This window comes from Methylobacterium sp. Leaf113 (genome assembly GCF_001423325.1).
Classification (GTDB): domain Bacteria; phylum Pseudomonadota; class Alphaproteobacteria; order Rhizobiales; family Beijerinckiaceae; genus Methylobacterium.
Window position 1 is genome coordinate 38,032 of the sequence record NZ_LMNJ01000012.1, and the last position, 26,544, is coordinate 64,575.

Sequence of the window (26,544 nt, forward strand, 5' to 3'; positions counted from 1 at the left end):
CCGTTCGGCGTGTCATCGCGGACACATTTTTCGGTCTGATTTCAAAGCCTTAGGGACGTTTCAGCAAGCCGGTCGGGATAAAGTGGCAACCCGATCCGCGCTTCGCCGATCCTGCTCTGCGATCGTCTCAGAGGCGCGCCTGAATCCGGCGGGCGATCTCGCCCAGACGCTGCTCCAGCAGGGTCGGAACCTCGCAGACATAGGTCAGCGACTGGCTGCGCTCCTGGAAGATCCGTCGGTCCCAGGTGAACTTGGTCTCCAGCTCCGACGCATCCTTGGGGATGTCGCGGGCATCCTGGGCGCTCGGGCCGTCCTTGGTGGCGCTGATCTGGTCGGCCTCGTCGCGGATGCGCTCGGCCATGCGGCGCTGACCCTGGGCGTAGCGGCCGATGCCCGAGATCACCTTGTTGCGCTCGCCGTTGATGACCTCGAACACGCCGGCGAAGACGCGGGTCAGGCGCTTGTCCTTCTCGGCGCCGGCCTTGGCGACGAAGTCGTCGAGGAGCGGGTCGACCTCATTGAGGGCGGTACGGCGGGAGGCGATCTTCTGGGCGAGCGCCGCAGCCTCGAAATCGTCGCCCCAGGGACCGGCGGCCTCCAGGTCCGGCCCGGTCCAGACCGAGCCGGGGCTCAGGGTCGAGACCTTGCGCTGGACGCAGGGCCAATCGGGATCGGACTTGGGCTGCGCGACGGCGGAGCCGATCCCGAGGGTGAGGACGGCGAGGCCCGCGAGGGCTCGGAGGGATGTCATGCGCAGGGATGTCATGCGCAGGGATGTGATGGGAAGGCTCATCAGGAATTGTCTCCGGCCGGGCCGCCGCGCCGGGCCATGATGCCACGGCCGGGATCGTAGGCGACGGCCGCGAGGGTGAAGAACACGAGGGTGGTGCCCACGACTACCGCGCAGGCGACCGGCTCGAACTGCCCGTAGAGGGCGAAGCGCACGAGCTGCACCGCGTGGGAGAAGGGATTGAGCTGGCAGATCCAGTACAGGGTCTCGGAGGATTCGCGGATGCGCCAGAGCGGGTAGAGCGCCGAGGAGGCGAAGAACATCGGGAAGATCACGAAGTTCATCACGCTGGCGAAGTTCTCGAGTTGCTTGACCATCGAGGACAGCAGCAGGCCGATGGCGCCGAGCATCAGCCCCGAGGCGATGAAGGCCGGCAGCGCCGCCACGTAGCCGAGGGCCGGGATGTCCAGTTCCCAGAACCACGCGATGGCCAGGAAGGCGTAGGCCTGCACCACCGAGACGGTGACGCCGGCGATCAGCTTGGCCAGCAGCAGCAGCCAGCGCGGATAGGGGCTGGTCAGCAGCACCTTCATCGAGCCGACCTCGCGGTCGTAGACCATCGAGAGCGAGGATTGCATGCCGTTGAAGAGCTGGATCATCACGGCGAGGCCCGGCACCACGTAGACCTCGTACAGCACATAGGTCTGGTAGGGCGGCTCGATGGAGACGCCGAGCGTGTTGCGGAAGCCTGCCGCAAAGATGAACAGCCAGACCAGCGGACGGACGAGGGCGGAGAAGAAGCGCTCCTTCTGATTGAAGAAGCGCAGCAACTCGCGGCGCACGATGCCGCCGAGGCAGATCAGGTAGCCGATTGTGTCGAGGCGCCCGAGATGGGGCACGGGCGCCTCGGCCGCGGCCGACACGGGCGGGTGCGGGGGCGTGCTCTTAAGCGTGCTCTTGATCGTACTCATGCGGCCTGCCGGGCGGGTTCGGCGACGAGGCGGCGGAAGGCGGCCTCCAGGGTCTCGTCGCCCCGGGCGATCGAGCCGGCGGTGCCGCGCGCCACGATGCGGCCCTTGTGCAGCACCACCGCGTCGTCGCCCGCGTCGATCTCCTCGAAGATGTGGGTGGCCCAGAGCACCGACAATCCCTCCTCGCGCACCAGGGCGCGCACGATGGCGACGATATCGGCGCGCGATTCGAGGTCGAGGCCGACGGTGGGCTCGTCGAGGAGCAGCAGCCGGGGCTCGTGCACCAGGGAGCGGGCGATCTCGATGCGGCGGGACTGGCCGCCCGACAGGGTGCGGACCTTGTCGTCGCGCCGGTCGCTGAGCCCGACCCGGGCGAGCAGCACCGCGATCCGGGCCTGGGCGGCCTTGCGGGTGATGCCGTGCAGGCTGGCGTGGTAGAGCAGGTTCTGCGCGACGGTGAGGTCGGTGTCGAGGGTGCGGGCCTGGAACACCACGCCGAGGCGGGCCAGCGCCCGGCTCGGCTCCCGGTCGAGGGCATGGCCGAGGATCGAGACCCGGCCGTCCTGGTTGGCGTAGAGCCGGGTGATCACCGAGAACAGGGTGGTCTTGCCCGCCCCGTTCGGCCCGAGCAGGGCGGTGAAATGTCCGCGCGCCACGCTGAGCGACACGTCGGACAGGGCCGCCCGGGTGCCGAAACGGTGGCTGACATGGGCGACGTCGAGGGCGGGACCGGCGCTCACGGCTTCAAGGCCCGCCGGGCGTCGCCGACCGCGTCCAGGCACTCGTCGAACTCGCCCTCCCCCAACTCGCGCTCGGCCACCCGCAGGGCCTTCTTCAGCCTGGGCTGGACGGCCTCCGGGGCGGGCTTGGCGAGTTCGGCCTTGATCATCGCGATGCCGTCGAGGCAGGCGGCCTTGTCGTCCGCCAGGGCGGGGGCGGCCGTGACCAGGGACGCCAGGGCGAGGGCGAGGCACGCGCGGGCGAGGGAGGCGAGGCGCATCGACGGGGGCTCCTACTTGACGACGAACTTGCCGGTCATGCCCTTGGATTCGAGGCCATGCACCGACCAGGGATACTCGCCCGGCTTGATCGCCACGAATTCGATCGCGATCTCGCCCGGATCGTCGAATTCCAGGTGGTCCGGCGGACCGCTGCCGTGGATCTCCAGGTGCTGGATGACGATCTGGTTGAACCAGATGTTGCGGAAGAACTCGGTGGCGTAGAACTTGTACTCCTGCCGGCCTTTGGCGACGATGCGCAGGCGATAGGCCTTGCCGGATTCAAGCTCGATCTCCTTGTTCTCCACGACGAAGTCGTTGCCCTCCTCGTTGCCGAGCACGAGGTCGGGCAGGTTCTGGCGCTTCTTCGTGAGATCGAGGGCTTGGGCTGACCCCGCGCCGAGGAGCGTCGCCAGGGCGAGCGCGGTGATCCGCATCGTCCGCTTCATTCGGTGTCCTCCCGTTTGCCGCCTCAGGGCGGTGCCGCCTTGGGGCGGACGTGTCTCGTTGGTCGCTCCGCGCCCTCCGCCCGCTTGTGGGGCAGAGTCGGAGGTGGGGGCTGCCAGGCTACCCGGCTGCGGGTCACCCGACGATCCCCGGTTCCGATCTCTCCCCCACAGGGGAGAGGGACGCGTCGATCTCCTACAGCTCTGTCGACGAACCGATTGCTCAGTTCGGCGAGACGGCGACGCCCCAGGGCAGCAGGCCGACGGGGATGCTCTTCACCACCTTCTCCGCCGCCACGTCCACGACCGAGATGTCGTTGGAGGAGCCGTTGGTGGAGAACAGCAGTTTCTGGTCCGGCGTGAAGGCGAGCTGCCAGACGCGCTGGCCCACGGGCAGGTACTTCTCCACCGCGTAGCTCTTGGCGTCGATCACCGCGATGCGGTTGGCCGGGCCGAGCGCCACGAAGGCCTTGGTGCCGTCCCGGGTGATGCGGATGCCGACCGGTTGGATCGCCTCGTCGTTCACGCTCGGGATCTTGAAGGTGATCTTCTTGATCACCCGGCGGGCGGCGACGTCGATGACGCTGATGGTGCCGCCGACCTCGGCCGAGACCCAGAGATACTTCCCGTCCGCCGTGAACTCGGCAAAGCGCGGGCGGGCATCCACCAGGATGTTGTCGATCACCTGGAAGGTCGTGGTGTCGATGAAGTGGGCCATGTTGGTGGTCTCGGAGGTGTTCACCAGGACCTTACCGTCCGGCGACAGGCCCATGCCCTCCGGCTCGACGCCCACGGGGACCTCGGCCATGACCTTGTTCTTCTCGACGTCGATGACGGTGACCTGGCTGTCGTCCTCGTTGGCCACGTAGAGCAGGTTGCCCTGGGGCCCGAGGATGAACTGCTCCGGATCGGGACCGGAGCGGAGCGAGCGCACCACCTTGCCCGAGCTGGTGTCGAGCACGTCGATGCGGTCGTCGTCGCTGGCGCAGACGAACAATTCCTTGCCGTCCTTGCTGGTGGTGACGCCGCGCGGGCGCCGCCCGACCTTCCAGGTGCCGGTCACCGCCATCGTCTCGGTGTCGATGACGCTGACCGAGTTGCCCTTCTCGTTGGTGACGTAGACCGTGTAGGCCTGCGCCGGCGATACGCCTGCGAGCCCGAAGCCTGCCAACGATGTGCCGGCCAGCAATGCCAGGCCCAGTACCGTACCGGGCGCGCCTGCCCTGAAGCCGCGGCTCATGGGGTTCCTCCTTGGGGCCATCGCTGTGTCGTCCGCGATTGATGGGGCGTTATTATAGTGCAGCCCCGTCTCATGGGGAGCGCAGGACTGCAAGCGGGCACAGGACCGTGTTGCCGCAGGTGGGCGAGAGCCCGTCCGGGTCTCTCGCGAACGTGAGGGCTCAATCCGCGAACTTGCTCAATCCGCGAACTTGCAGGTGGTTTCCGGCAGGTCGATGCCGAGGGTGTCGAGGGGCGTGCGCTGGTGGGTGAAGCCCTGCTCGGGCGCCACCGAGACCAGGGCCTTCGGCTGCACCACGATGAGAGGCTGGCGCAGCTGGTGGTCCCAGGGGCGATAGGTCAGGGAGACGCCCTTGTAGGCCGGAAGGCTGAAGCCCGGCTCGGCGAAGTACGGGGCCAGCACCGCCGGATCGGCGGTCTTCTTCTGGGTCGCCGCCTCGCCGACCGAGCGCACCGCCTCCCAGGCCTGGTAATCGAGGGGGCGCATCAGCCGGCCGCTCTGGCGCCGGAACCGGTTCTGGGCCTGGGCCGCCCCCCAGGTCTCCAGCATCGGGTGCCAGGTGGTGGCGATCAGGCCCTGGGTGCCGGCCACCGGGCGCGGGTCGACGGTGCGGAACGGGACGTAATCGCCCCAGTCGCCGGGCTCGTCGGCCACGATGGCGAGGTCGTAATCGACGCCCCGCGTGAACACCATCGCCTCGGAGCGGGTCGGCGTGTCGCCGCGCGCCTTGGCGAGCGGCCCGAAGGTCCAGGGTTTTTCGGCGTTGATCTTGAGGGAGAATTTCTTCGCGGACGTCTTGAAGGCGTCCGCATAGAGCCGGTCGTTCTCCTGCGGGCCGACGATGAGGAACATCTTGCGCCAGCGCATCAGGGTGAAGAACTGCGCCAGGGCATCGGTCTGCATCGCCCGGCTCGGGATGACGTGAAAGACGTTGCGCCGGCAATCGGCCCCGCGCAGGCGGTCGTCGGGCGCCGCGACGTTGAAGACCGTGACACCCTGCCCCTTCACCGCATCCGCGACGGCGAGCACCTCGTCCGCCGGCAGCGCCACGATGAGGTAGCGGATGCCGCGCCCGGCGAGGTCGCGGGCGGCCGCCGCCGCCTTCTGGCCGCCATCGCCGCCCGTGCCGGGCTCCAGGGCGACCTCGTCCAGCCGGTAGGTCTGCTTGGTGAAGCGGCCGGTGTTGTTGTTGTCCTTCACCGCCATCCGGGCGCCGGCGACGCCCTCGTCCTCCGGCACGGCCTCGGCGTCGTAGGAGGACGGCGCCGCCTCCGGCCGGTAGATCAGCCCGATCGCGGTCTCGCTGGGGGCGATCGCGGCCGTAGGTTCCCGGGCGACTGGTTCCTGAGCCCGTGCGGCCGAAAGGCCGGAAAGGCTGAGGCCGAGGGCAAGCGGGGCGAGAAGGATGCGAGCAGGATTGTGCATGTGGCGGGCAGGCTAACAACATTGCGGACCTGCGCTCAATCGCGGATTGATAAGGGGTTCCTAAGGAGTTTCGTCCCGTCCTTCAGGGAACTTCGGGGCCAAGCCCGGCCCTCGCGCGGCAATTGCCCGCCCGCCCGCTCGCCCGTTTCCGGGCCGATCTCGTAGAACTGATGACGGGCGCGGGATCGCCGAACGCACCGGCGCGTTCTCCGATGCCCGTCGCGTCCGGCTTCACCCGGAGAGGTCTGCCCATGGCTCTGTTCTCCAACGACCGGTCGTCGGTCCGCTCCTGGCTGGGCTGGCCCCTCGCCGCCCTGGTGGCGGTCGCTGCCCTCACGGCTCCGGCGCAGGCGGCGCCCGAGAAGGCCGCCATCTTCGGCGTCGAATTGTTCGATCCCGGCGTGGTCGGTGGCCGCAAGGCTCGCCCCGACGAGGTCCGGCGCCTCGGGCTCGTCACCGACGAATTGCGCAAGGCCCTCGGGGACAGCGTCGAGGCTGTCGACGTGGCGCCCCAGGCCGCCGAGATCGCCAAGCAGGCGCCGCTCTACAAATGCGACGGCTGCGCCGCCGCCATCGCCAAGAGCCTCGGGGCCGATCTCGCGGTCAGCGGCTACGTCGAGAAGGGCTCCAACCAGATCTTCAACCTCACCGTCACCGTCGCGGAGGCCGGCACCGGCAAGATCATCCGCGGCGGCCGCGTGGTGATCCGCGCCGACACCGACGACACCTGGGCGCATGCCATGCGCTGGGTGGTGAAGAATCGCATCCTGGCCGAGCCGCTGCCGAACCGGTCGTGACCGGGCGGCGTTTCGACATCAGGGAATCCCGCTCACGAGATCTCCTTATCTTGAAGGGATCTTCCTGGAAGGGATCTTCGAAGGGATCTCCTGTCTTCAAAGGGGTTTCCCTTCCTGCGGTCCATGCGCTAGGCCCCCGCACAGGCCGGAAGCGTCCGCTCGAGGCCCAACCTGCCCCGGCCGCGCCGTCACGGGCGCGGCGCTTCCCGACCCGGGCGTCGTCGTTGGTCTCTTCCGAGACCCGGCCCAAGACCCCGCCCAAGACCCCGCCCGAGATCCCAGGCAACCGAAACCCGCGCTGATGTCTTCGTCCCGCGTTTGTCCTCCCTCCGATCCCGCCGCGTCCGCGCCGCGCCTCCTCGTGAGCGTGCGCGATGGGGACGAGGCCGCCCTGGCGGCGCGCGCGGGGGCCGATCTCGTCGATGCCAAGGACCCCGACCGCGGGGCGCTCGGCGCCCTCTCGCCCGACCGCGTCCGCGCCATCGTGGCGCGGGTCGAGGGCGGTGCGCTGACCAGCGCGGTGGCGGGCGAGCCGGACCGGCCGGCGTTGCGTCCCTGCATCGACGCCATGGCGGCGACCGGTGTCGGCTTCGTCAAGGTGGCGGTGCGCTCCGGGTGGGCGGACGACGATCTCGCCGAGGCCGCCGCCGCGGCGCCGGGTCGCCTGATCGCGGTGCTGTTCGCCGAGGCGGGCGGCGCCCTCGACCTGGTGCCGCGCCTGGCCCGCGCCGGTTTCCTTGGGGCCATGATCGACACGGCCGGCAAGGACGGCCGCCGCCTCACCGACCACCTGCCCCTTCCGGCCCTGGCGGCCTTTACCGGGGCCTGCCGGTCGCACGGCCTGGTCTCGGGACTTGCCGGCTCCCTGGCGCTCACCGACATCGCCGCGCTGGCCCCCCTCGGGGCCGGCTATCTCGGGTTCCGCGGCGGCCTCTGCGCGGCCAGCGACCGCAGGCGCGGCCTCGATCCCGCCCGGGTGACCGAGGCCGTGCGCCTCCTGCGCGCCCTGTCGCGGCGGGACGCCGCCTGATGGGCTTCGGCGCCGCCCCGACCGTGGTGAAGATCGGCGGCAGCCTCGTGGCCGATGCCCGCCGCCTGCGGGCGCAGCTCGCACGCCTCGCCGACGGCGAGCTCGGCCCCTGCCTCCTCGTGCCCGGCGGCGGTCCGTTCGCCGATGCGGTGCGGACGACGCAGAGCGCCCTGGGCTTCTCCGATGCCCTCGCCCACCGCCTCGCCCTCGACGCCATGGGCCACATGGCCGAGATCGTTTCGCAGGTGGAGCCCCGTCTCGTCGTCGCCCGCGACCTCGCTTCCATCGCGGACGCCCTCGCGGCCGGGCGGGTGCCGGTCTGGGACCCCGTCGCCCTCAAGGCCGGGCATCCCGATATTCCGGAAACCTGGGAGGTCACCTCAGACAGCCTCGCCCTCTGGCTCGCCGGCACCGTGGGGGCGCCGGTCTGCCTGCTGGTGAAGTCGGTCGACCGCCCCTTGCGCACCCGCTGGACCGACCTCGCCCGGATGGGACTGGTCGATGCGGCCTTCCCGACCTTCGCCGAACGCTATGCCGGGCGCATCGAGATCCTCGGCCCCGGCACGGACCTGCGGAGGGCCGCCGCATGAGCAGCCCGACGGCATCCGATCCGATCTCGCCCGACCCGACTTCGTCCGAGCCCGTCTCGCCCGAGCACCTCGTCTTCATCACCGGCCGCATGGCCAAGGCGCGGCTGGAGAAGGTCGCCGCCACCCTGCCGCCGGAGCGTTACGCCTGGAGCATCGCCGATGCCGGCGTGAAGGTCGCCGCCCTGATGACGGAGGAGATCATCCGGCGCCGGGTGACGATCCCGGAGGGCGCGACCCGCATCGTCCTGCCGGGGCGCTGCCGGGCGAATCCCGAGGCGCTGGCCCAGCATTTCGGTCTGCCGGTGGAGCGCGGCCCCGACGAGATCGTCGACCTGCCGGCCTATCTCGGGCTGGCCGGGCGCACGGTCGATCTCTCCCGCCACGACCTGCGCATCTTCTCCGAGATCGTCGACGCCTCGAAGATGACGCCCGAGCAGATCCTGGCCAAGGGCCTCGACCTCGCCCGGCGCGGCGCCGACGTGATCGACCTCGGCGGCCTGCCCGACACCGATTTCCCGCATCTCGAGGAGTGCGTGCGCCTGCTGAAGGGCGCCGGACTGCGGGTGAGCGTCGATTCGTTCTCCCTCGACGAATTGACGCGCGGCGCCCGGGCCGGGGCCGACTACCTGCTCAGCCTCAACGAGAACACTCTCGACCTCGCCTTCGAGACCGACGCCGTGCCGGTTCTGGTGCCGGTGCGGCCCGACGATCTCCCCTCCCTCGACCGCGCCATCGAGCGGATGGAGAGGGCCGGGCGGCCCTACATGGCCGACCCGATCCTGGAGCCGATCCATTTCGGCTTCGTCGAGTCGATCACCCGCTATCACGAGACCCGCAGGCGCTGGCCCGGCATCGAGATGATGATGGGCACCGGCAACCTCACCGAACTCACCGAGGCCGACAGCCTTGGCGTCACCGCCTTGCTGGTGGGCATGTGCTCGGAACTCGCCATCCGCAACGTGCTCATCGTCCAGGTCTCGAACCACACCCGCCGCACGGTGGAGGAGCACGACGCCGCCCGCCGGGTGATGTTCGCGGCCCATGCCGATTCGGCCCTGCCCAAGGGCTATGGACGGAGCTTGCTGGCGCTGCACGACAAGCGGCCCTATGTGCAGACCCCGGACGAGATCGCGGCCCAGGCGGCCGAGGTGAAGGACCCGAACTACCGCATCGCCGTGGCCGAGGACGGCATCCACGTGTTCAACCGCGACGTTCACACGATCGGCACCGACGCGATGGCGTTCTTCCCCCGCCTCGACGTGGCCAGCGACGGTGCCCACGCCTTCTATCTCGGCGGCGAGCTGACCAAGGCCGAGACCGCCTGGCGCCTCGGCAAGCGCTATGTCCAGGACGAGGCCCTGGTCTGGGGCGCGGCCGCCGATGCCGAGGTGGAGGACACCACAGCCTTCAAGAAGGCCGGGCACACCAAGCATTCCGGTCCCGCCGCCGCCGAGACGGTCGCCCGCGACGCAACTCCGGTCGAGGCCGGCGCGACTGCGCCGGAGACCACGGGACCGGGCGAGGAGCCGTCCGCCGACGCGGTGCCGGAGACGCCCCCGGAGGGCGGCGGCCGCATCGTCTGCGGCACGTTCGTGCCCGACCGGACCCCGGCCGCGACGGGAAAGGCCTGATCCCGTGCCGCTGATCCTCGAGACCGTCGTGACCACCACCGCCCGCGACGGCGCGCTGCATCTGGTGCCGTTCGGGCTGATCCAGGACGGGGCGGACTGGATCCTGGCCCCGTTCCGGCCCTCCCCCACCATCCTCAATCTCGCCGACAACCCGGTCTTCGCCGCTTCCAGCCCGAGCGACGTACGCGTGATCGCCGGGGCCGTGACCGGCCGGCGCGACTGGGTCACCCTGCCCTGCGACCGGATCGACGGCCGCCGCCTCGCCGAGAGCTTCGGCCACGCGGAGTTCGAGGTGGTGGCCATCGAGGACGACCCGGTGCGGCCGCGTTACCGGGGACGGATGGTCCATTCGGCCGCGCACATGCCGTTCTTCGGCTATAACCGGGCACAGGCGGCGGTGCTGGAGGCGGCGATCCTCTCCACCCGCCTCCACATGCTGGAGCCCGACAAGATCCTGACCGAGATGCGCTACCACGCCATCGCGATCGCCAAGACCGCCGGGCCCGCCGAGCGCGAGGCCTGGGACTGGATCGAGGACAAGGTGGCCACGGCCCTGGGCCGCGAAGACCGCATCCTCGAGCGTTCCCCCCCAGCACCCTAGAATGTGCGTTCCCGAGGAGACCAGGACCCGATGAAGCTATTCACTCTGGCGAGTGCGGCGGCCTTCGCCGTCGTGTCGTTCGGCGCCCAGGCGCACGGCCCGACCCGCAAGAAGGTCGAGGAGACCGTCGAGATCAACGCGGCCCCCGACAAGGTCTGGGCCGTGATCGGCAACTTCCAGGACATGAGCTGGCTGCCGCCGGTCGAGAAGACCGAGGGCAAGGGCGGCAACGAGATCAAGGCCACCCGGACCCTGACGCTCAAGGGCGGCGCCACCGTCGACGAAGAGCTGTACAAGTACTCCGCCGAGAAGATGAGCTACTCGTACCGGATCAACAAGGTCGATGTGAAGACCCTGCCAGTGAACGACTACTCGTCCACCCTGAAGGTCGAGGATGCCGGCGGCGGCAAGTCCAAGGTCGTCTGGGACGGCGCCTTCTACCGCGGCTACATGAACAACGATCCGCCGCCCGAGCTGAACGACGAGGCCTCCCAGAAGGCGGTGCGCGGCCTTTACCGCACGGGCCTCGACGCCCTGAAGGCCAAGCTCGAGAAGAGCGGTTCTTGATCGCTCCACGTTTGAGAACGGGGACGGGCCGGCGCCTTGCCGGCCCTCTCCTCTTGAGCCTCCTGTGGCTCGGTGCGCCCGCCCGAGCCGACGAGGCCCTCGTCACCGCGCAGGGCGCGAACGTGCTGGCGATCGTCGATCTCGAGGCCGGCACGGTGGCGGCGCAGGTGCCGATCGACGGCGCGCCCGCCGGCATCGCCCTCTCGCCGGACCGCCGGACCGCCTACGTCACCCGCCCCGAGGGGCCGGGGCTGGCGGTGGTCGATCTCGCCACCCGCACGGTGACCCGCACCCTCGTCCTGCCCGGCGGTCCTCTGGGGATCGCGGTCAACCCGAAATCCGGCGCCGTCTACGTGGCCGACTGGTATGGCAGCCGGATCTTCGTGGTCTCGCCCGACGGTGCCACGCTGGAGACCGAGATCCAGGTCGGCGCCTCCCCGTCCGGGATCGCCGTGACGCCCGACGGCGCCACGCTGCTGGTCGCCAACCGCGAGGGCGATTCGGTCTCGGTGGTCGACGTCGCCACGGCCCGGGAGACCCGCAAGATCCCGGTCGGGCGCCATCCCTTCGGCATCACCCTCGATGCGGCCGGCGCCCGCGCCTACACCGCCAACGTCACCTCCAACGATGTCTCGGTCATCGACGTGACCGGCGGACGCGAACTCGGCCGGGTGACCACCGGCGAGCGCCCCTACGTGGTGGCGCTGGCCGGCCCGCGCGGCTTCGTCACCGACCAGTATTCCGGCACCGTCACGGTGTTCAACCTGAAGACGCTCACCAACGTCGCCGCCATCGAGGTCGGCGACCACCCCGAGGGCATCGCCGCCTCCCGCGACGGCCGCACCCTCACGGTGGCGAACTGGGGCTCGAACACCCTCAGCGTGATCGACGCCACCACCCTGAAGGTGACGGGCGAGATCAAGGTCCCGGACGGACCGAGGGCGTTCGGGGATTTCTTGCGGTAGTAACAATCAGGTGAAATCGAAAAAATCGGCTAAGGCTAGTCCGTTATCAATTCGTGCGTCGATCATTCTAAATTGGATATTGTTTGTTCGACAGCACGTTGAGATGCGATCAATTTCAGCGGGCGTCCTAATTTTTCCGCCATAGCCTGTATGTATCAATGCTATTTCAGATCTCTCGGGTTTGTAAATCCTATTAAATTCCAAGACAACCTTCTCGGAATCCAGCATATTCCCGAATCTATTTGTCTGAAGCGCACATAGGAAATTCCATCGATATTTACTAGTTTTTTTGTCTTCAGTAGATTCAATTTTTTCGATAAATCGATCGAACCCTTCTCCATATTCATGGGGTGATGTCAGCCGTATATGTAGCCACCTGTCATTCGAAAGACCAGTCCAAGTTGGTAGCTTGCCGTTGTCGCCTATCCTTGAGTGGCCGTTATTATGGAATCTTTGATCTCTATATGTATCTCTGATCTGAGAACTCTTCCCATCATTTTGATCGCCAACAACGAAAAGTGCGCGCTCCAAATAAATCATACTGTGTCCTCAATTGGATTTCTCGACTTCGAGAGTCCGCAAATTGATTACACAATTGTAAATTGAAATCTACGCTGCAGCGGGCGGTTCCGGCGCCTCGGGCTCCTCCGGCGAGTTCAGGATGTCCTCCAGCTCGTCCACCAGCATGTCGATCTGCTCGGAGGTGGCCAGGACCTTGAGGGTCTGGCCGGACTCGGTGGCCAGCGCCAGCTCGATCCCGCTGCCTGAGCGGGCGGCCAGGATGCGGGCGAGTTTCTGCGTCGTGCTCATGCGCGGGGTCTCTCTCCAGGGTTCCAGGATGGATGGGCGGCCAGCAGCGCCACCGCCACGGCGGGGCCGCAGGTGGAGGCCCAGTCGGCGCCGGCCTCGGCGAGGTGGCCGGCGATCAGGTCGGTGAAGGCGACGGCCGGCCGGCCGAGGCGCGCGGCCAGGCGCTCGGCGAGGAAGCGGCCGGCGCCGCAGACCACCAGGGGCGCATCGGCCGGGAGGTCGGGCCGCGACAGCAGCAGGGCGGCCGCATCGTGCAAGAGCCGCATCTGGCTCTCGGAGAAATGCGCCGCCAGGGCGCGCCAGTCGGCGGCGCTGCCCTCGCGGTGGTCGCGGCCGACGATGCGGGCCAGCCGGGTCTCGCTCTCGGGGAGCGACTTGCCCTTCAGGTCGACGCTGTGCTGCTGGTCGGCCCCCTCCGGCAGGTCGCCGAGGATGCGGTAGATGTCGGCGGTGGTGGCGAAGGTCTCGGCCATCAGCCGGGTGCGGCGGCCCTGGAACGGAGCGTGGTCGGACAGAGCGACGAGGTGCGAGCGGACCACGCCCGTATAGACGAGTTCGCCCGTCTCCAGGCGCTCGGCATCGCTGTAGCCGGTCGCCGCCGGCTGGCCGCTCACGATGGGGATCAGGTCGGCGGTGGTGGAGCCGATATCGACCAGGAGGGCGTCGGCGAGGTGGTGTCCGATCAGGGCCGCCGTGGCGTGCCAGTTCGCCGAGGCGATGGCGGCGGCGTGCGCCGGAGCCATATCCGGATCGAGCAGCCCGGCGCGGCCGCCGTAGATCCGCACCGCGCCCGGAAGGGTCCGCCCGGCCCAGCCGGCGAGCTGCGTCACCCCGTCCTGCCGGTCGGCGAAGCAGTCGGTGAGTTCCCCCGTCATGGTGACGACGTGATGGGCCTCGGCCCGGGCCCAATCGGGCAATTGCGCGAACGTCTCGTCGAGGGCCGGCAACCCGCGCCAGAGCCGGCAGGGCGCCTGCACCACGGTCTCGACGCCGCCGTTGCGAACCAAAGCTGCCTTGACATGGACCCCGCCGAGATCCCAGCCGATCACCGGCGTGTCAGGGGATGGAGTCTGTGGTGTCACGGGCGGGCCTGAACATCGGAGGAAGCCGGATGGCGGACGAATTCGAGATCATTCCGGTGATCGATCTGCGCCACGGAGCGGTGGTGCGGGCACGGGCCGGGGACCGCGACTCCTATGCCCCGATCAGGACGCCCTTGGCAAAGGGGTCGGCGCCGGCGGACGTCGCCCGCGGGCTGCTGGGGGCGGTGCCGGCCCGCATCCTCTACGTGGCCGACCTCGACGCGATCGTCGATGGTGCGGCGCCCGACATCGCGAGCCTTTCCGCCATCGCGGCCGCCTGCCCGGGCACAACCCTGTGGGTCGATGCGGGATTTTCGCGACCGGCCGGGGTCGAGGCCTTCCTGGCGGCCCATCTCGGCCGGCCGGTGATCGGCAGCGAGAGCCAGGCCGATGCGGATCTTGTTCGGACGCTCGGTGACCGGGCGGTGTTCTCCCTCGACACGCGCGGCGGCGAGCGGCTCGGCCCGGCGGCCCTGCACGACGCGCCGGCGCATTGGCCGTGCGACGTGATCGTGATGACCCTGGGGCGGATCGGCATCGGGGCCGGACCGGACCTCGACCGGCTCGCGGCCCTGGCGGCTTCGAATCCTTCGACGCGTCTCTACGCGGCGGGCGGGGTGCGGGGCTGGGCCGACGTGGCCGCCTTGAAGGCGCACGGCATCGCCGGAGCCCTGATCGCCTCGGCGATCCACGACGGCGCCCTGCGCGGGCCTACAAGGCTCTGAGGCACCGGACAAAAAAGAGGGGCGGCCCGAAGGCCGCCCCGTCTCATGTTCATCGTCCGAGGAAGATGGAAGCCAGTCGCTGGAGCAGGCCCCGCGGTGCGGGCGGAGGCGCGCTCTGCCCAGGACTGCCCCCGATCTAAGCGTTCGACGCGAAGGGGTGCGACGCGGAGTTGCGCTGCTCGGTGACGACGGCAGCGGTGGGCTCGCCCTTGACGGCGCGCTCGATGGAGAGCTTCACGGCGTCGTAGTTGTACTTCTGGATCTTGGCGTCGTCGGCCGCTTCCCAGTGAATGAACACGCCGACCAGGATGAACAGGTCGTCGGCCTCATCGGCGGGAATCGTGCCCTCGGCCACGCAATCCTGAACGGCCTTGGCAACGCCGTGCTGAGCAGGGCCGAACATCTGGACGGCCTGACGGGCGTCGTTGATGGTGACCTTGTTGAACATCAGGGTGTTGGGCTTGCAGGGCAGGTTCGGCGCGATGACCGCGAGCAGGCTGGTGAAGCCGTGCTTGTTGTTCACGAGGCCGTTGCAGAAAGCGGCCTCGGCCGGCGAACCGCGCGGTCCGATGATCAGATCGATGTGGGCGACTTCGTTGCCATCGCCGACGAGGGCTTCGCCGACCATAACCTTGTTGATCTTCGCCATGTGGGGTTTCTCCCAAAGTCTTGAAAAGACGTGGCCGCTCCCGAGCTCAGGGGGCGGCCGGCAGCTATCCTTGTTCACGGCGTCCAGTCCATCGAGGGACCGGACCGGTTAGCCCGGATCGCGGCGCGGACCCTACTCTGGGGTCTGGCCGGGAACAACCCTATGCGGACGGTGCAGGCCGGCAATTTATTCGTGTCCGGACGGAACCTTCGCATGAGGTTAGGAAAACCGGCGATCCGCGTCGGCTTTCTTCGCATCGTTTCCGGACGCGGCCGTCGCGTCCGCTTCGCCCAGCCCGCCGAGGAGCCGCGCCAGGAACAGCGTGGCCACGGTGAAGTCCGCACTGGTGCCGGGGTTGAGGCGCGCGGCCTTCAAGGCCGTGTCCTGCGCCAGCAGGGCCGTCACCGGCGCGAGCGCGAGGTCGAGGGACAGCAGAGCCTCGGCCTCGATCCGCAGGGCTTCCGCCCGCTCGGGGCCGTGCTTGCGCGCCACGTGGCTGTCGGGCACCTGGGCCAGATAGGCCAGGAACAGGGCCGTCGTGCTCCAGGGCGGCGCCAGACCACGCGCTGCGGCGCTCGTCAGGGCCGGCAGGCCGATGGCGAAGAGATCGGCGAACCCGGTGACGTAGGCGCGCGCGATGGCGTCCCGCGGCGCGGCTTCCGCCATGGCGGCCCGCAGCGAGAGGGGGACCGCCGGGTCGGTGACGTCGTGGCGCTCGGCCCGGCCGAGGCCGCCCGGGTTGGCCCGGCGAATCGCCGCGAAGACGTCGCGCGCGTCCTGTTCGTCGAAGCCGTCGAGTTCCGCCTGAAGCGCTAAGCGCAGCGGGCGACCGGTCTCCGCCGCCTTCGCCAGGGGCGCGCACAGCAGCAGGATGCCCAGGTTGGTGTTCTGGCCGACGCGCTCCATCGTCGCCTCGACGGCCCGGAGCACGCGCCGGCCGACCGGGGCGCCGGCATCCGTCAGGTGCGGCGCCGAGATCTCTGCGCTCGCCACGAAATCCGCCACCGCCATCCGGTGGCCGTCGGCGAAGGCGTGGACGTTGCCGGGCTTCAGGGCGTCGAGTTCGTCGCGGCAGCTCGCCCGATAGGCCTCCGCGATCGTGCCCGGATCGAGCCCGCTCATCCCAGGGCCGAGACGAGGCGGGGCGGATGCGCCGCCCGCACCGCGTTGAGGAAGCCGCGCGCCACGGCGAGCGCGATGTCGACCTCGGTGACCCGCTGCAGCCCCGACCAGGCCGGCATCGAGTTCACCTCGAGCACGAGGTAGCCGCCCGCCCCATCCTCGACGAGGTCGATGCCGGTGTAGTCGACGCCGACCGCCGCCGCCGCGCGCTCGGCCAGTTCGGCCGCGGCCTCCGGCATCGCCCAGGGCAGCGGCCGGCCTCCGCGATGGACGTTGGTGATCCAGCCGTCGCCCTCGCGAATCATGCCCGCGATGGCGCGGCCCTCGCAGACGAAGACCCGGTAGTCGCGCCACAGCCCGTCGGTGCGGGCGATGTAGCGCTGGAGATAGTAGACCCGGGACACCGCCTCCTCGTCCGGCAGGTCCTCCGGACGCTCGATGAGCTGGAGCCCCTCCCCCTGCGAGCCGAACAGCGGCTTCAGCACCAGGGGTCGGCCCGGCCCCGCCTCCCGTGCCACCAACTCGGCGGCGGCCTCGCGCCGGGAGACCACGAAGGTCTCGGGGGTCGGCAGGCCGGCGCGATCGATGAGCAGGCTGGTCATCGCCTTGTCGACCGAGCGCTCGATGGCGCCGGGGGAATTCCACAGCGTGGTGCCGGTGGCAGCCAGCGCGTGCAGGACGCCGAGGCGCAGGGTGGTCGCCTCGAAGGTGCCGCCCGCGATGGTGCGCAGGAGGACGCCGTCCGGCAGGGTCTGGAAACCCGGCACGCGCAGGGGCTCGGGGCCCCCGGTCACCACCGCGACGTCCGCCAGGGAGAACAGCACCGGCTCGGCGCCGAGCTGTTCGAGGGCGGCCTTCAAGCGCGCCTTGTGCCAGTTGCCGTTATCGGCCGCGAGCCCGATCCGCATTGTTCTTCGTAAACCTCGACGTCGATCCCGTCTCCCCACCGCCGGAGACGGTGGCCCGTCAGGCGGGTCGGGCCGGGACTAAATCCCGCGAGAGGGGTGGGCCAGATTCGGAGAGGATGTGGCCCCTCTCCCGGTCGCTCCGCGACCACCCTCCCCCGCAAAGGGGGAGGGTTCATGCATCGGCGCTTTACCGGAACGACGCCTCGACCAGCTCCGGCATCAGCTTGCCACCGCGAAAACTCTTGCCGGTGGTGATCGAGGTGACGATGACTTCGGCGGGGCTGAAGAGGGCGCCGTCGATCTTGTAGAAGTCGCCGTTGACCCGGGAGAAGATGTCGGCGAAGGGCGCGCCGTGGTCGGCGGAATTCGACGACGGGATCTGCTCGGCGAGCTGCTGGGCATCGGCCTCGTCGGCTTCGACGAAGAGCTGCACCCGGCCGCCGTAGATGATGGCGTCGTTGGTGCGGCCCATGGCCTGGATGAAATCCGGGTGCGGCGGCGAGAGCGGGGCGGTGCCGATGCCGTCCACGATCTTGTGCAGATCGAAGCCGACCGTGTGGGCCTTGTGCAGGGCGACTTCGAGCACCCGGGCGACGACCTGGGTCGAGCCGGCCAGGCTCTGGGTCGGGGCGTAGATGAAGGTGAGCTGCTCAGGCGCCAGGCCGGTGGCCTCGGCCACCTTGGCGATGACGGAGGCCGGCGGGCCGCCGGCGGCTTCCAGCACCAGAGCGGTCTGCTGCGCGGAATCCTTGTAGCCGAGCTCGCCGTAGAGGTCCTCCACCACTGCGACGGCGCGGCCGGGGCCGGAGCCGAGGGCGAAGAAGCCCGAATCCCCGGTCTCGTCGGCCAGCGACCAGCCGGCATACTGGCTGCCGAGGCAGGCGATGACTGGATCGGCGGCGTGCACGATGACCGAATAGGGCCAGGACGCGATCGGGCCGGACGGCGCGATCGAGACAGTACCGAGGCCGCCGAGGCAGATCTCGGCGATGCGGCGGCCGGCCTCGATGGAGCCGCGCACGGTGGCGCCGGCATCGACCATGCGGGCGCCGTTCTCGGTGGTCACGGACAGGCGCAGGGCCTCGGCATCGGCGACCAGCCGCTCCACCAGGGGAGCGGTCAGAGCGTTGACGCTCGGAAACGGGAATTTCGCGCCGCTCGGGCTCGTGGTCATGGGTGTCCCTCCGTCAGGGCGAGCTGGGTCCGCAATTCGGCGGCCCGGCCTCGCAACATCGCTCTCGTGGCGGCCGAGTCCGGCCCTGTGGCGAACAGGGTGCACAGGGGCGCGTGGCGCGCCACCGTGGTGCCGGGTCTTGGGCGGTCGCGCACGAAATCCGGCCAGGTGATCGGCGGTATCGGCGCGTAGCCGCTGGCCGCGTAGCAGATTTCGGACGCCGCCGCATCCACCGGTGCGGGTTCGGGATCGCCGAGGTGGCCGAGGCTCGCGGCGATATGCAGGCCGAGCAGGGGTGTCGCGCGCCGGTCGAGCACGTCGAGGGTCGCCCCCGGGCGCGGATTGATCTCGGTCAGCCACCAGGCCTCGCCGTCGACGAGGCAGTCGGCGCTGGCGAGGCCCGTGAGGCCGGTCGCCGCCGCGAGGCGGGTCACGCCCGCGACGATGTCCGCCTGCAGACGGGGCTCGAGGATCGGCGCCTCGTGGCGGCCGCGCTCCAGGGCGCCGGCATAGCGGAAGGGATGCAGGGGAGACGGGGCGCACCATTGCTCGGTGACGCCCACCACCCGGACGGCGCCGCCGGCCGCCAGGACCGAGATTGCGATGGCGCGGCCCGGCACCCGGGCCTGAAAATAGGCACCGGGCGGCGCTGCACCGGCGGTCGCCCGGCGGATATGGGTGCCGCCCGAGCCCCCGGCCCGCTTGAGGAGCCAGGCGGACCGGTCCGGCACGGGGTCGCGGGTGACGGCCGGGTGCGGCACGCCGTGCGCCCGGCACAGGGCCGCGAAGGCGAGCGGGTCCTTCAGCGCACCGACGCAATCCGGGCCGGCGCCGAGGAGAAGGTAGCGACCCGCGATGGCCCGCATCAGCGCGGGCGCCGCCTCGAAGCCGCTGCCCAGCACGATGCCGAGGGGCTTGTCCGATCCGAGGGACGCGAGTTCGTCCAAGCGGGCGACGAGGGCATCACCCGCGAGCCCGGCCCCGAAGCGGCCCTCGGCCTGGCGGTAGCCCTCGGCGAGCGCCTGCGTGTCGGCATCGCCGAACAGGTCGAGGACGAGGGGCCGCAGACCCGCCCGCCGGGCCGCCTGGGCCAGGGCCCGGCCGGACTGGGCCGCGATGAGGAGGGTCCGTCCGGCACCCGGCTCCGATTGGCCCGCTCTCAGCCCGCCACCTCGACGGCCAGCGTGTAGGCATCGCGAAAATCGAGGCAGAGGGGCTCGTCGGCGTCGAGCATGCGGCGGAACAGGCGGGATTCGGTCTGGTACTTGACGTTGCCGACCGCCAGCGCGCCGATGCCGACACCGCGGCCCGTGGGCAGCGGCACGTCGACGGCGTTGACGTCGATGCCGGCGATGCCCGCCGGCGGCACGGCGTTGACGTCCGAGGCCACGAGCAGGTTCGGGGCGGATTTGAGATCCTCCGCCGTCAGGATCGGGATGCCGGCCGGGCCGGCCGACAGGATGACGTCGGCCTTGCCGATCGCGGCGCGTCGGGCGGCGACGGTGGAGCCGTCCACGGCCTCGACCTCGACGCCGAAGCGCCACCGCATGGTGTTGGCGATCTTGCTGACACGCTCCTCGCCGTCATGGCCGACGATCACCGCGTTGGCGCCGTGGAGGGCGCCGATCACGGCGGCGACATAGGCGACGACGCCGGCACCGCCGAAGATCACGATGCGCTTGCCCTCGAGGCCGGTGTCGAACTTCGATTTCAGGGCGCGGGTCACCTCGGCCACCATCGCGGCACCGGTGGTGAAGGAGCCGGCGGGGTCGGCGAAGATGTGGTTGGCGAAGGGCGGCACCAGGGCTTTCTTGGCCCGGTCGACCATGTCGAGGGCGTCCTCGGCGTTCTTGCCACCGATGAAGATGCCGGTGCGGACGCCGTCCTGCGGGCTGCGCGAGAAGATCGAGTCCTGAACCAGGGTCGTCACGTCCGCGAGCGTGGCGTTGGTGTAGGTCGCGATCGTCTCGAAGCCTGCATCCGCCGCCATGTTCACGTCGAACGGGCTCATATGCTTCAGGGGCGTGATCATGTGCAGGATCGAGCGGGCCATCGTCGGACTCCCTTCATGCTGTGACGCGGCCCGATCGTGCGCCGAGGCGTCGAATTGTCAAAGGCGACCCGGTCCGGGTGCCCCGAAGCTTCGGTTTAGCGGGCTTCGTCTTAAAGCGTCGTCACCGACGCGCCGGTGTTGCGCCCGCGGGCGATCAGGAATTTCAAGGCACCGGGCCGCTCGAGCCGGGCCACGAGGGCGCGCGCCTCCGCCTCCGAGGGCATCAGGGCGAAGCCGGTCGGCCCCCATGAGCTCTGGCCGTAGCCGGCCACGCCCTCCGCCGCGATCGCCGCGAGGGCTTCGGCCACGGCGGGGCTGGCGAAGCGTCCCCCCTGGTGCGGGGCGAAATGGTCGCCGATCAGCTGCTGGATCCGGGTGATGCCGGACCCGAACCCGAGCGGTTCGGCGGTGACGGCCGCCGGCAGCACCTGCATCAGCACGATGCGGCAGATCTCGGCGGCTTGGGCCTCCGGAAAGCGCGGCAGATCGCGGAACGCCGCGACCTCGCGGCTGCCGTGGACGCCGGTCATGCCGGTGTCGAGGATCAGCACGACGCGCCAGGCCTCCGGGTAGGCCAGCCGGGCGATTACCGGGGGCGGGTTGCCCTCGGGGTCGCGCCCGCCGTCGACGATGAGGCCGCCCTGGGTGAAGGCCGCAAGGCCGACGCCCGACCGGTTGCCCCGGTCGAGGGCGTCGGCGAAATCCTCCGGCGCGAAGGGGCGCCCGGCGAGGCCGGCGAGCGCCGCCGCGACGCTGAGCGCGAGCTGCGTGCCCGAGCCGAAGCCCGCATGGGCGGGAATGGCGGAGTCGATGGTGAGCGCGGCGTGACCGGGGATGCCGAGATGGGTCGCCGCCGCCAGGGCGTAGGCCGCCGCACGGCGCGATTCCGGCCCGGTGACGTCGAGGCGGTCGCTCGGCCGCGCCGTGAGGTCCACGGCGGGGGCGTCGAGGGCGAGGCCGATGCTGCCGAAGCGCCGGCCGAGGCCGCCATGCAGGTCGAGAAATCCGAAATGCAGACGGGCCGGGGCATGGACGCGCAGGCCGGCAGCGGCTGCGCCCGGTCCGCTCGTCGGCCGCATCACGTCGAGTCCCTCCATCGTGACACGTCCCTGTCCCACGCGGTCCTGTCCCATCCGACCTCGTGCCTCGGATCACTCGGCGAGCCATGACGCTTCCGCCAAGACTCCTCCGCCACGACTCTTCCGCCACGACTCCTCGGTCACGACCCCTCGGTGATGACCCCGGGCCGCGACCCTTGCGCCCGGCGGCTTCTCCCACGGAGCGGCGACCCGTCGCAAGCGCATCGGTCAAATCTTCCGGCGCGGCGCCGGGACCCTGATTCGCCCGAAGGGGTCCGGGGGGGTTGCCTGGAAAGCGGCCGCGATGCAAACGTGCCGCCCCAACGACATGGACTGGCTCAGTCCCGCCGTGCGCGACGCCGAACACGGCGCGCGCCGGGCCCTCGATTTTCCAAGGTGCAACGCATGGCGGCCTGGGTGAAGGGTGGTGCGACGGACGCGGACGCGGCGGTGGAGGCCGCCGCCACGCTCCTCGCTTCAGCGCAGAATGCTGTCCTGGCGGGGCTCTGCGCCGAGTTGAGCGCGGTGCGCGCCGCGTACCACCTCGCCGACGCCCTCGGCGCCTCCGTCGATCCCGTGGCCGGCCCGAGCCTCTATGCCGAACTCGGAGCCCTCAGCCACACCGGGGCCATGACGACGACGCCGGCCGAGACGGTCGGCCGGGCCGATGCGGTCCTCATCGTGGGCAACGCCCCCTGGGACCGTCCCATCGTGCAGGACATCGCCGGCACGCAGGCGACGCGGGGCCGCGCCGCCGGCGCCGAACGGGTGATCCTGTCCCTGGGTGGTCCGCGCAACGGCGCCACCCGGCACGTGGCCTACCCGGCGGAGGCCGGCGGCCTCGCCGTCTCGGTGGCGCACCTGCGCGCCTTCCTCAAGGGCAACCTCGCCGGCGAGGCGGCCTATGCCGATCTGGCCCGGCGCCTCGCCGCCGCTCAGTACGGCGTCGTCCTGTACGACCCGGCCGAGATCGGCGAACTCGGCGTCGAGATGCTCCAGGGCATGATCAAGGATCTCAACGAGGTCACGCGTTTCTTCGGCCTGCCCCTGGCTGATCCGTTCCAGGGTCGCGCCCTGCTGCAGCTTGCCGCCTGGACCACCGGCCAGGCCCCCCGCGTCGGGTTCGGCCGTCATGTGCCCGAGCACGATCCCTGGCGCTTCGACAGCGCCCGCCAGATCGCCGCCGGCGAGGCCGATGCGGCCCTGTGGCTCGCCTCCCTGCCCGCCCCGCGCCCCGACTGGCTCGGCACCCTGCCCAGCGTCGCCATCGTGGGCGTCGGCAGCCCGGAGGCCGGCGGCGACGTCGCCGACGTGGTCTTCGCCGTGGGCGTCCCCGGTGAGAGCGCCGGCGGAACCCTGTGGGACGAGCGCCGGGCGGCGATCACCTATGCGCCGGCTCCTGGCCCGACGGCCGAACTGAGCGCGGCCGGCATCCTCACCGCCATTCACGAACGCCTCATGCAGAAGAAGGCCGCCGCATGCTGATCCGGATTCACGGAGGCCGGGTCGTCGACCCGACGGCCGGCCGCGACGCGGTCGGCGAGGTCTGGATAGAGAACGGGCGCGTGGTGCCCGCCTCGGACCGTGCGCCCGACCGCACCATCGACGCCACCGGCTGTGTGGTGATGGCCGGCGGCGTCGAGGTTCATTCGCACATCGCCGGCGGCAACGTGGTGATGAGCCGCCTGCTGCTGCCCGAGCTCTACGCCAGCGAGGCCGCGCCCGAGGGTCATCCGTTCGCGCATGCGGGCGGCTCGGCCGCCTGGATCGGCGCGAACTACGCCCGGATGGGCTACACCCTCGCGGTCGAGCCGGCGATGCCGCCCGCCAACGCCCTGGCGACCCAGCTCGAACTCGCCGACATCCCGCTCCTCGATCGCGGCGCCCTGACGGTGATGGGCAACGACGACCACCTGCTCCAGCTCCTGCGGGAGCGTGAGGGCAAGGCTGCGGTGCGCGATCTCGTCGCCCTCTCGGTGGCGACTTCGCGCGGCCTCGGCGTGAAGTGCATCAACGCGGGTGGCGCCTCGGCCTTCAAGGACGGGATGCTGAAGCTCAGCCTCGACGACGAGATCCCTGTCTACGGTCTGTCGACGCGCAAGATCATGGGCGCCCTCCTCGACGCGGTCGAGGAGATCGGCGTGCCGCACCCGCTGCACGTCCACTGTAACAATCTCGGCATCCCGGGCGCGGACGAGTCGTTCGTCGCGACCCTGGAGGCGGCGGAAGGGCGGCGCATCCACTTCGCCCACGCCCAGTTCTACGGCTACGGCGTCGCCGACCCCGAGAATCCGCTGACCGGCGGCTTCCGCTCGGCGGCCGAGCGCATCACCGAGGCGATGGAGGCGCACCCCAACGCGACCTACGACGTCGGCCAGGTCGCTTTTGGCCAGACCGTGACGATCTCGCTGGACATCCTGCGCCAGTTCGCCGGCCGCAAGGGCGCCAACCCGAAGAAGTGGATCGTCAACGCGGGGGATGCGGAGGGCGGTGGCGTGGTGCCGTTCCTATATAAGCCGCGCGGCCCCGTGAGCTCCCTGCAATGGGCGATCGGCCTCGAGCTGATGCTGCTGTCCAAGGAGCCGGAGCGCACCATCCTGACCACCGACCACCCCAACGGTGGCCCGTTCACCGATTACCCGCGCATCATCCACTTCCTGATGGACAAGGAGGAGCGCGACCGCGAGATCGCCGGCCTGCACAAGGTCATTGCCGAGCGCTCCGGCCTCTGTGCCATCGAGCGCGAGTACAGCTTCTCCGAGATCGCCCAGCTGACGCGCTCGGGGCCGGCCAAGCTGCTCGGGCTCGCCGATCGCGGCCACCTGCGCGAGGGCGCCCGGGCCGACGTCGCGATCTACCGCGACGACCCGAACCGCACCGCCATGTTCGCCCGCGCCAAGCTGGTGCTCAAGGACGGCGAGACCATCGTGGAGGACGGCGAGGTGGTGGCCTGGCGCTCCGGCCGCACCCTCGAACTCGCCGTCGAGTCCGACAAGGCGATGGTGGCCCGCTCCGAAACCTATCTGCAGGACCGTTTCGGCACGGGCCTGAAGAGCTTCGCGGTGCCGGACGAGGCCTTCCCGAAACCGGACGTGTTCGCGGAGGTCGCATGTCGGTCATGAACGAAATCGGATGTGCGCTCCGCGCAACGCGTGAGGACCGGTGACTGAGATGACGGACCTCACCCTCAACGGCATTCCGGTGATCGACACCTTCGCGGAGGCGTTCGACGTCGCCGGAACGGCGATCATCATCACCAACGACACGGCCAAGTGGGCGATGATCGCCGCCACCGTGATGACGGGCTTTGCCACCTCGGTGATCGGCTGCGGCGCCGAGGCCGGAATCGACTGCGAGCTGTCTCCGGAGGAAACCCCGGACGGGCGCCCCGGCGTGCGCGTGCTGCTGTTCGGCTTCGAGCCGAACGGCCTCAAGGACCAGCTCCTCAAACGCGTCGGCCAGTGCATCCTCACCTGCCCGGGCACCGCCTGCTACGCCGGCGTGGAAGGCCCCACGAAGATCAAGCTCGGGGGCGCGATCCGCTATTTCGGCGACGGCTTCGCGGTGGCCAAGCGCCTGACCGACCCGGTCACCGGCAAGGCCCGCCGCTACTGGCGCATCCCCGTCATGGACGGCGAGTTCCTGTGCGAGGACTTCGTCCGCGCGGTGGACGGCGCGGTCGGCGGCGGCAACCTGCTGTTCCTCGGGCGCAAGCACCCCGACACCCTGAAGGTCGCCGAGATCGCGGTCGAGGCCGCCCGTTCGGTTTCGGGCGCGATCCTGCCTTTCCCGGGCGGCATCGTCCGCTCCGGCTCGAAGGTGGGCGCCCGCACCAAGGGCATGATGGCCTCGACCAACGATGCCTACTGCCCGACCCTCAAGGGCCGGGCCGGCACCGAACTCTCGGCCGAGGTCGGCGTCGTCCTGGAGATCGTCATCGACGCGCTGACCTCCGATGCGGTGGCGGAATCGATGCGCGCGGCCCTGCATGCGGCCACTGAAGTCGGTGCGGCGCACGGGCTGGTGGCCGTCACGGCCGGTAATTACGGCGGCAATCTCGGCCGCCACCATTATCACCTAAAGAACCTGCTCTCGAAGGAGCCGGGCAGCGAGGCTGGAGCGGCATGAGCACCCTCACCCTGCGCCAGGAGCCGCCGGAGCGGCTCGACTTCCTGCACGTCAATCCGCTGGCGCTCAGCGGCCTGACCGAGGCCGAGGCGACCAGGCTCCCCGTCGGCACCGGCCGGCGCGGCCTGACCCTGGGCGACTGCTTCACGCTCGCCCTCGACGGCTCGGACGAACTCGTCATCGAGGGGGGCTCGTCGCGCCTCGACCGGGTCGGCGCGTCGCTGAGCGGCGGTTCCATCCGCGTCACCGGCGATGTCGGACAGCGCCTCGGCGAAGGCATGAGCAGCGGCTCGGTGACGGTGACCGGTTCGGCCGGCCCCTTCGCGGGTTCGGGCGCCACCGGTGGTACGATCACCATCGAGGGCGATGCCGGCGACCATGCCGGCGGTGCGGTCTACGCCGCCAAGGCCGGTCTCGACGGTGCCACCCTGGTGATCCGCGGCAGCGCCGGCGACTATCTCGGCGACCGCATGCGGCGCGGCCTCATCCTGGTCGGCCGGGCGGGTGCCCATGCGGGCGCGCGGATGATCGCCGGCACCATCGCGGCGACGAGTCTCGGCGATCATCCGGGCTTCGGCATGCGCCGGGGCACCATCCTGACCGGCGCGGTCGGGGCGCTCAGCCCCAGCTTCGTCGAGACCGGCTCGCACGATCTCGTGTTCCTGCGCCTCCTCGCCCGCGCCCTGCGGCCCCTCAGCCCCGCCCATGCGGATCTCGCCGCCGGAGCCCTGACGCGCTACTCGGGGGATCTCGCGACCCTCGGCAAGGGCGAGCTCTGGGTGACGGCCTGAGGCCGTCGCCGGCCGTCCGGGCTCGCCTGCCG

28 protein-coding genes are annotated in these 26,544 nt (G+C 70.2%); 12 read left to right on the forward strand and 16 right to left on the reverse strand.

Annotated elements, in window-relative coordinates; translation table 11 throughout:
• Positions 1–127: 127 nt before the first annotated feature.
• The 7 genes from ASF60_RS09340 to ASF60_RS09370 form a co-directional block, all read right to left on the reverse strand.
• Positions 128–751, reverse strand: a complete 624-nt coding sequence (locus ASF60_RS09340; RefSeq protein WP_056184300.1) for a hypothetical protein — start codon at positions 749–751, stop codon at positions 128–130.
• A 41-nt stretch (positions 752–792) separates the two neighbouring features.
• Positions 793–1,701, reverse strand: a complete 909-nt coding sequence (locus ASF60_RS09345) for an ABC transporter permease (RefSeq protein ID WP_056183712.1) — start codon at positions 1,699–1,701, stop codon at positions 793–795.
• Positions 1,698–2,441 (reverse strand): ABC transporter ATP-binding protein, encoded by a 744-nt coding sequence (locus ASF60_RS09350; RefSeq protein WP_056183714.1) that lies wholly within the window; start codon positions 2,439–2,441, stop codon positions 1,698–1,700. The genes ASF60_RS09345 and ASF60_RS09350 overlap by 4 nt, the downstream gene beginning before the upstream one ends.
• Complete coding sequence (locus ASF60_RS09355) at positions 2,438–2,701, reverse strand: hypothetical protein (RefSeq protein WP_056183716.1); 264 nt, start codon at positions 2,699–2,701, stop codon at positions 2,438–2,440. The genes ASF60_RS09350 and ASF60_RS09355 overlap by 4 nt, the downstream gene beginning before the upstream one ends.
• A gap of 12 nt (positions 2,702–2,713) precedes the next feature.
• On the reverse strand, positions 2,714–3,148 hold the full coding sequence (locus tag ASF60_RS09360; RefSeq protein WP_056183718.1) for a hypothetical protein: 435 nt from the start codon (positions 3,146–3,148) through the stop codon (positions 2,714–2,716).
• A 220-nt stretch (positions 3,149–3,368) separates the two neighbouring features.
• On the reverse strand, positions 3,369–4,385 hold the full coding sequence (locus tag ASF60_RS09365) for a YVTN family beta-propeller repeat protein (RefSeq protein WP_056183720.1): 1,017 nt from the start codon (positions 4,383–4,385) through the stop codon (positions 3,369–3,371).
• Between the two features lie 177 nt (positions 4,386–4,562).
• A complete protein-coding gene (locus ASF60_RS09370) occupies positions 4,563–5,810 on the reverse strand; it encodes an ABC transporter substrate-binding protein (RefSeq protein WP_056183722.1) in 1,248 nt (415 codons plus the stop codon).
• A 251-nt stretch (positions 5,811–6,061) separates the two neighbouring features.
• On the opposite strand from ASF60_RS09370, the gene ASF60_RS09375 reads away from it, so the two are divergent.
• The 7 genes from ASF60_RS09375 to ASF60_RS09405 all read left to right on the forward strand — a co-directional run bounded on the left by ASF60_RS09375 (position 6,062) and on the right by ASF60_RS09405 (position 11,991).
• Positions 6,062–6,607 (forward strand): DUF3280 domain-containing protein, encoded by a 546-nt coding sequence (locus tag ASF60_RS09375; protein ID WP_082507836.1) that lies wholly within the window; start codon positions 6,062–6,064, stop codon positions 6,605–6,607.
• Positions 6,608–6,908: 301 nt separating this feature from the next.
• A complete protein-coding gene (locus ASF60_RS09380; RefSeq protein WP_056183724.1) occupies positions 6,909–7,637 on the forward strand; it encodes a (5-formylfuran-3-yl)methyl phosphate synthase in 729 nt (242 codons plus the stop codon).
• Positions 7,637–8,227, forward strand: a complete 591-nt coding sequence (locus tag ASF60_RS09385; RefSeq protein ID WP_056183727.1) for an amino acid kinase family protein — start codon at positions 7,637–7,639, stop codon at positions 8,225–8,227. Before ASF60_RS09380 ends, ASF60_RS09385 begins: the two co-directional genes overlap by 1 nt.
• Positions 8,224–9,858, forward strand: a complete 1,635-nt coding sequence (locus tag ASF60_RS09390; protein ID WP_274533551.1) for a DUF6513 domain-containing protein — start codon at positions 8,224–8,226, stop codon at positions 9,856–9,858. The genes ASF60_RS09385 and ASF60_RS09390 overlap by 4 nt, the downstream gene beginning before the upstream one ends.
• A 4-nt stretch (positions 9,859–9,862) precedes the next feature.
• Positions 9,863–10,459: a DUF447 domain-containing protein gene (locus tag ASF60_RS09395; protein WP_056183728.1), complete on the forward strand. Its 597-nt coding sequence runs from the start codon at positions 9,863–9,865 to the stop codon at positions 10,457–10,459.
• A gap of 30 nt (positions 10,460–10,489) precedes the next feature.
• Positions 10,490–11,026 (forward strand): SRPBCC family protein, encoded by a 537-nt coding sequence (locus ASF60_RS09400; RefSeq protein WP_056183731.1) that lies wholly within the window; start codon positions 10,490–10,492, stop codon positions 11,024–11,026.
• A 53-nt stretch (positions 11,027–11,079) separates the two neighbouring features.
• Positions 11,080–11,991: a YncE family protein gene (locus ASF60_RS09405; protein WP_244478380.1), complete on the forward strand. Its 912-nt coding sequence runs from the start codon at positions 11,080–11,082 to the stop codon at positions 11,989–11,991.
• 609 nt (positions 11,992–12,600) lie between these two features.
• On the opposite strand, the gene ASF60_RS09410 is transcribed toward ASF60_RS09405, so the two are convergent.
• Both ASF60_RS09410 and ASF60_RS09415 read right to left on the reverse strand, forming a co-directional pair.
• Positions 12,601–12,801 (reverse strand): hypothetical protein, encoded by a 201-nt coding sequence (locus ASF60_RS09410; protein ID WP_056183735.1) that lies wholly within the window; start codon positions 12,799–12,801, stop codon positions 12,601–12,603.
• Positions 12,798–13,850, reverse strand: a complete 1,053-nt coding sequence (locus tag ASF60_RS09415) for a hydantoinase/oxoprolinase family protein (protein ID WP_244478381.1) — start codon at positions 13,848–13,850, stop codon at positions 12,798–12,800. Before ASF60_RS09415 ends, ASF60_RS09410 begins: the two co-directional genes overlap by 4 nt.
• A 62-nt stretch (positions 13,851–13,912) precedes the next feature.
• Here ASF60_RS09415 and ASF60_RS09420 point away from each other — a divergent pair, with 62 nt between their 5' ends.
• Positions 13,913–14,608, forward strand: a complete 696-nt coding sequence (locus ASF60_RS09420; RefSeq protein ID WP_056183738.1) for a HisA/HisF-related TIM barrel protein — start codon at positions 13,913–13,915, stop codon at positions 14,606–14,608.
• Positions 14,609–14,744: 136 nt separating this feature from the next.
• Here ASF60_RS09420 and fae read toward each other — a convergent pair whose 3' ends face one another.
• The 7 genes from fae to ASF60_RS09455 form a co-directional block, all read right to left on the reverse strand.
• Positions 14,745–15,257, reverse strand: a complete 513-nt coding sequence (gene fae, locus ASF60_RS09425) for a formaldehyde-activating enzyme (RefSeq protein WP_056183739.1) — start codon at positions 15,255–15,257, stop codon at positions 14,745–14,747.
• 219 nt (positions 15,258–15,476) lie between these two features.
• Positions 15,477–16,379, reverse strand: coding sequence for a triphosphoribosyl-dephospho-CoA synthase (locus ASF60_RS09430; protein ID WP_082507837.1), 903 nt, complete (start codon positions 16,377–16,379; stop codon positions 15,477–15,479).
• Entirely contained in the window at positions 16,376–17,287 is a 912-nt protein-coding gene (locus ASF60_RS09435) for an ATP-grasp domain-containing protein (RefSeq protein WP_056183742.1), read from the reverse strand. Before ASF60_RS09435 ends, ASF60_RS09430 begins: the two co-directional genes overlap by 4 nt.
• Positions 17,288–17,474: 187 nt before the next feature.
• On the reverse strand, positions 17,475–18,461 hold the full coding sequence (mch, locus tag ASF60_RS09440; protein ID WP_056183744.1) for a methenyltetrahydromethanopterin cyclohydrolase: 987 nt from the start codon (positions 18,459–18,461) through the stop codon (positions 17,475–17,477).
• The gene (locus tag ASF60_RS09445; protein ID WP_338011503.1) at positions 18,458–19,408 is read right to left on the reverse strand and encodes an ATP-grasp domain-containing protein; all 951 of its coding nucleotides are present in this window, start codon (positions 19,406–19,408) and stop codon (positions 18,458–18,460) included. The genes mch and ASF60_RS09445 overlap by 4 nt, the downstream gene beginning before the upstream one ends.
• 212 nt (positions 19,409–19,620) lie before the next feature.
• Positions 19,621–20,514, reverse strand: a complete 894-nt coding sequence (locus tag ASF60_RS09450; RefSeq protein ID WP_056183746.1) for an NAD(P)-dependent methylenetetrahydromethanopterin dehydrogenase — start codon at positions 20,512–20,514, stop codon at positions 19,621–19,623.
• Positions 20,515–20,624: 110 nt separating this feature from the next.
• Positions 20,625–21,593 carry a beta-ribofuranosylaminobenzene 5'-phosphate synthase family protein gene (locus ASF60_RS09455; protein ID WP_156633998.1) on the reverse strand — a complete coding sequence of 323 codons (969 nt, stop codon included), beginning with the start codon at positions 21,591–21,593 and terminating at the stop codon, positions 20,625–20,627.
• 405 nt (positions 21,594–21,998) lie between these two features.
• Here ASF60_RS09455 and ASF60_RS09460 point away from each other — a divergent pair, with 405 nt between their 5' ends.
• From ASF60_RS09460 to ASF60_RS09475, 4 genes are read left to right on the forward strand one after another with little or no spacing between them, the layout of a single operon-like run.
• A complete protein-coding gene (locus tag ASF60_RS09460; protein WP_056183750.1) occupies positions 21,999–23,078 on the forward strand; it encodes a hypothetical protein in 1,080 nt (359 codons plus the stop codon).
• Positions 23,072–24,715, forward strand: a complete 1,644-nt coding sequence (locus ASF60_RS09465; protein WP_056183751.1) for a formylmethanofuran dehydrogenase subunit A — start codon at positions 23,072–23,074, stop codon at positions 24,713–24,715. Before ASF60_RS09460 ends, ASF60_RS09465 begins: the two co-directional genes overlap by 7 nt.
• Before the next feature lie 49 nt (positions 24,716–24,764).
• Positions 24,765–25,721 (forward strand): formylmethanofuran--tetrahydromethanopterin N-formyltransferase, encoded by a 957-nt coding sequence (fhcD, locus tag ASF60_RS09470; RefSeq protein WP_056183753.1) that lies wholly within the window; start codon positions 24,765–24,767, stop codon positions 25,719–25,721.
• Entirely contained in the window at positions 25,718–26,512 is a 795-nt protein-coding gene (locus ASF60_RS09475) for a formylmethanofuran dehydrogenase subunit C (protein ID WP_056183755.1), read from the forward strand. The genes fhcD and ASF60_RS09475 overlap by 4 nt, the downstream gene beginning before the upstream one ends.
• Positions 26,513–26,544: the final 32 nt, after the last annotated feature.